At 37.9% G+C, this 5,172-nt stretch carries 3 protein-coding genes and 2 pseudogenes; 2 read left to right on the top strand and 3 right to left on the bottom strand.

The window, feature by feature from the left end:
* Positions 1-21: 21 nt before the first annotated feature.
* Positions 22-438 (bottom strand): annotated as a pseudogene (locus A7589_RS22585) (IS21 family transposase); the annotation flags it as partial.
* Positions 437-809: pseudogene (locus tag A7589_RS22580) on the bottom strand (IS1 family transposase); the annotation flags it as partial. The pseudogenes A7589_RS22580 and A7589_RS22585, both read right to left, overlap by 2 nt.
* Before the next feature lie 509 nt (positions 810-1,318).
* Between A7589_RS22580 and A7589_RS22575 the strand changes: the two are divergent.
* Complete coding sequence (locus A7589_RS22575) at positions 1,319-3,652, top strand: sensor domain-containing phosphodiesterase (protein WP_108189037.1); 2,334 nt, start codon at positions 1,319-1,321, stop codon at positions 3,650-3,652.
* Positions 3,642-4,988: a GGDEF domain-containing protein gene (locus A7589_RS22570; protein ID WP_159183137.1), complete on the top strand. Its 1,347-nt coding sequence runs from the start codon at positions 3,642-3,644 to the stop codon at positions 4,986-4,988. Before A7589_RS22575 ends, A7589_RS22570 begins: the two co-directional genes overlap by 11 nt.
* Positions 4,989-5,034: 46 nt before the next feature.
* Here A7589_RS22570 and A7589_RS22565 read toward each other — a convergent pair.
* Positions 5,035-5,172 (bottom strand): IS1 family transposase (locus A7589_RS22565; protein WP_021514769.1); only part of this gene is annotated, 138 nt, incomplete at its 5' end.

The raw sequence follows: 5,172 nt of genomic DNA, 5'->3' as shown, positions 1-5,172 counted from the left end.
AACTTGTTCGCACCTTCCTTAGCGCAGACCGTGGCGGTTGGCTGTTTCAACATCGACAGTGATCCCCATCGGGAGCAGGCGAGTCATTAATGGGATGTAAAAACTGTTACGGGTATACTGCACCATCCGTGCCACCTTACCTTTATTCTGTTCCCTGAAGGGACGACACCGTCGGGGAGAGAAGCCCATCTCCTTGCCGAAGTGCCACAGTGAAGGATGGAACCGGTGCTGACCGGTCTGATATGCGTCACGTTGCAGAACCACAGTTTTCATATTGTCATACAACACTTCGCGCGGCCCCCCACAGAAGCGGAACACATTACGATGGCAGGTCTCCAGCGTGTCATAACGCATATTGTCAGTGAATTTAATGTACAGCATTCGGCTGTATCCGAGAACGGCAACGAACACGTGAAGCGGTGAGCTGACATTACACATACCAGAGCCAGTGCTGTCGCGCTTTACTGCCGACAAAACTCCATTGCTCATCAAGTTCGCAGATGAGCGCCACATCAGCATGAGCGAGCAGGGATGACGTTATTCTTCGTGGCGAGCGTTTTTTAAAGTCCGGATGACAGTATTAATGCCAATTTTGAGCGTACGGGCATTATCGCGAACTCCGGCGCCGTTGAAAGCCATTTCAGTGATTTGGTCTTTGACACCCGGTTTACGGGCCTCGTAACGGTAAGTGAGCTGAAACACTCGATGACTGTCACGGCAGCGGAATCGATCATGTCCTTTTGGGTTCTTCCCGTGACGGTAAATCTGAACGGACTGGCAACGGGGCAATGAAGGTTAACTGTGACTATGAAAGAACCTTAAAAGTAAGTATTATAGCCCTAATTCAACTAATTGGAGGCATTACCTTAATTATCTTGCTTGAGTCTTTATGGTCAGGATATTATTTTGATCCATAGTTCTTTTCCGATCTATGCTACTGCAATGTTTTTGTAGTATAATCTTTCGTATGTATAATTTTTCGCAGGCAATTATTTTGCTTTCCTGATATCGTGTCATTCTTGAACGATGATGCGAGGGCGGTAGCGTTACATTATATAAGAGGTAAATGGGGCTTAATTTCACCAACAATTCTTTCGAGTAGTTTATTTACTCCCGCTCGTTATGATTACCCGCCGTTATCTTTTTGTGTGTTGCGAAATTCTGTGTAAACAAGGATTTGATATTAGGTTAGAAGGGGATAAGTTCTCTCTTGCCAAGGGGGATGGAGCATGTAAAAAAGCCTAAGAGTCGAATGCAATTAATTCAATATAAGCTAAATGTATTTTGAGCACATGCTCGACATATTTTTGGAAGTGTTATGCTGGTTTTTTTTAAAAAAAAATTCAACGGTGTTTTTTTTATTATTTTAGTTATATTTTTGGCTGTAGGAGTATTTTCCCGATATATCTACTTTAGGGATTATGAACGTTTGTTTTTAGACATTCAAACAGATACAAAAATTTTTCAAATAACATCCTATTTTGACCAGATAGAGAGAGAGGGGGATAGCCTTATTGATGCTACTTTTCATTTACATAACGATGTAAATATATCAGCAGCATTGCGACACCGATTATCAAAATCCCCCTTCATAAGTGCGGTTGGCTGGGTAGCAAAAGATGGGCGCTTTTTCTATTACGAAAACAGCAATGGGGAGTCTTATTATCAGAAAAAGCCAAATGATCTTCTTTTAACATCAAAAGGGACTCCAGTTACAACAACTAGATATGTAGCACGAGAAAGACCATGGTACAACCTTCCAGATAAGACTCAAAAAAAATGGAGCGGAATATATAATTGCCACGGTTTCCCTGGGCGTAAATGTCTTTCTTTTACTTTGAAGCCTGATGAAAAGGATAGTGAAAATTTTAATATTGAAAGAATTCTGATTGATGTAAATATTGAATATCTAAGTGATTTTCTCAACTCAATTTCAAAACCAGATGAGGTTTTATTTATATCAGGGGGGGGATACATTGTTGCAAGCAATGAAAGAGCTCGTGACTCAGTGCTTATTGATGAAGGTATGAATGATTTCAAGGTTTTTTCTGACGGGGCGAGTGAGTTTATCGGCATTTCAAAAAAGCTGCAAAAATATCCTGACCTATATGTTCATTATTTTATCAATTTAAATCATCTTGATTTTTTTTCTGAGTTACCGTTTGTAGTTAGCCTTTTTACTGGAGTCGGATGCTTATTGGGATTGTTTTTTTATATGCAACGCAGTAGCAGAAAAATCGAAGAGGGAATGGAACTGCTTGCCAGAGATATTGAAGCCACGATTAGTTCTCCGGAATTTAACACTTCGCTATTGCTTCGGCATGATGAAAATATAACCACCAGAAAAATCAGATGTTCTATTGCAACGTTACAACAAGGAATTAAGGAAAATAAAAGAAAATTACTGTCTCTTGTTTCCTTTGATGCTGAGAGTGGATTTTATAACAAGTTTATAGTCATAGAAAACAATAGCAGGGATTATTTAGCGGCTGGGATGCTATACTTTTCTGGGCTGGAATATGTAGGGTTGATGTACGGTTCTGAAAAAGAGAAAGAGATTACAGGTATTATACAACAAAAGATAAAAGAGAAGTATTCTAGTTTTAGTGATGTAATGCTTATCAATAAGAATAAATACTTGCTTCTGTGTTATGATAATGTTGATGTCTTCACTAAGAAAATGTCTTCTCTTGATTTTCCTCAGGAAGTGTTTTGTTATAGAAATATAAGACTTCATACAGCGCTATACAGAGAGGCTTTTAATGGGAAAGACGTAGTTCGCTACGCAGACAAACTGGAAATAGTTTTAGCTGGTATCAGAGAATATCCTAATTCTATTGCTATCAATTGTGATGAAGCAAGAGTGGCTGATGCTGATCGTAAGATATGGATCGCACGTAATATTATTAATGCGTTAAAGAATGATGAAATATGTGTATATTATCAGCCTATTGTAGACTTACCAACAGGAAAGGTTCTTGGTGCAGAGGCTTTGTGTCGTTGGAATTCTCCGGAGAAAGGATTTGTTCCACCAGCAGAGTTTATTCCTGTTGCAGAAACTTGCGGTCTGATTAATGAATTAGGATATTTTGTCCTCAAAAAATCCATACATGAATTTGCAATATACAAGCAGAGGCTTGGATTCTCGGATAAATTTATCTTACATATAAATGTGTCACCATGGCAACTAAATGAACCATTGTTCTATGAATGTGTGCAGGAGTTGATTGAATCTGAATCACTATATCCCGGACAAATATGTATTGAAATAACGGAATCAGTGATTGGACATGTTACATATAATTTTAAAAATAATTTAAATCTGTTACGTAAATATGGTGTTTTGCTGGCTTTAGATGATTTCGGATGTGGATTGTCAAATTTAAAACAATTATGTGATATTGCACCTGATAGCATAAAAGTTGACAAAGAGTTTATATCTGGAGTTCCTGGGCACGCAGAGGAAATCCTGAAGTTTATACTGGCTTTGGCCAGAACAAGAAATATACCGGTGATTGCAGAAGGTGTAGAGACGCAGGAGGGTGCTCAGGGATTGATAAATATTGGTATTACAAGTGCACAAGGCTACCTGTATCAGAAGCCATTACCCTTTAGTGATTGGATTTTGAATGGAGATGTTTGTGCGAAATAATAGTATTGTTAGTCGTTACAATAGAAAAGCAGTTTTGTTCTCAATGCTTTTCTTTGTCTTTATGTCCATAATGGGATGTGGTTTTTTTTCGTTTTTTATAAAGAGTCATGTACAGGGGTTAAAGTCATCAGTTTTCAACTCAGGGCTGTTTGTAGCTAATATGGCGGAGTATCGTAGATCTGTTGCGGTGAAAATCATGTCCCAATGGAAAGGATTAACGCTGACAGAATTGTTATCTGCTTTTAAGCAGGCATATGTCGATTTGCCCCCTCCTAGCTATGTTTATGATATTGGCCCCTTCATTCTAAATAATGACTTATGTTTCAGTATGAAAGATAATGACAAAAATTATTGCGATGGCATTTTAAATACCGCGTTGTACTTGGAAAGGCGTAATGATGGTATTATTCTTCTGGATGGGGTGAAATATATTTATTTTGTGCAACCACTAAGAGATAATATTCAGCTCGTCTTTCTTGTGGATGCTACACACTATGTAACATTAGTGAAAAAACAGTATCCATTTGGCATTTTTTTGTCTATGGGTGTTTTCACCCAAGGTAGGAGTATCTATTCAGATAATATTGGGCAGTCTTTAGTTTTTCCCGTAACCGTATTCACTTCTGGGCTAAATTATTTGCCTGAACTTACATATGTCTTCGGTTTTTCGAAGAGGATATTTTTATTAGTTTGCTCAGTGATTATTATTCTGGCTGCTGTAATTTCATGTGTGATATACAAAACATATTTTTCACTGATTTACGGGATATATGATCAAGGTTTAAAAGAAACAAGAGCGATAACTGAAAACCAACTTTCTTTTGTTGTCAGTGGTGGTCTTTATTTTAATGATGCAGACATACGTAAGCTGCATGACATATTTTATGCAGCAATATACGATAGTTTGACGGGAGCATATAGCAGAAAGTCATTTGATGATAGCATAAAAGATATTATAGGTACTGGGGATAGCTATCTTTGCTTTTTTGATGTTGATAGATTTAAATTCGTTAATGATAATTTTGGGCATCTTTTTGGAGATGAGGTTTTAATTTATGTAGTGCATTACCTTAAAGATAAAATGAACGGTTTTAATTTTCGCATTTATCGATTTGGAGGGGATGAGTTTGCAATAATATATTCTGGCGAGTTATGTGATTTAATAAGGATATTAAAGGGGCTAACCGATTTTGAAGTTGGTGGTTTACGGTGTAGCTGTAGCTTTGGCGTTGCGGCAGAAAAAGAATGCACGACAGCAGAAGCGCTAAAGCTGTTAGCGGATAATAGATTGTACTTTAGCAAAAATAATGGTCGCTCACAAATCACATGGAAATAATAAATGGTTTTTTATAGATATAGAAAGAACGGGTAATGACTCCAACTTATTGATAGTGTTTTATGTTCAGATAATGCCCGATGACTTTGTCATGCAGCTCCACCGATTTTGAGAACGACAGTGACTTCCGTCCCAGCCTTGCCAGATGTTGTCTCAGATTCAGGTTATGCCGCTCAATTCGCTG

This window comes from Escherichia sp. MOD1-EC6475 (assembly GCF_003046645.1).
Classification (GTDB): Bacteria; Pseudomonadota; Gammaproteobacteria; order Enterobacterales; family Enterobacteriaceae; genus Escherichia; species Escherichia ruysiae.
This window is presented reverse-complemented; position numbering and strand designations above follow the sequence as displayed.

Coding starts and splice junctions, on each gene's coding strand:
- A7589_RS22575 (WP_108189037.1), top strand. CDS start 1,319: ATGCTGGTTTTTTTTAAAAAAAAATTCAACGGTGTTTTTTTTATTATT.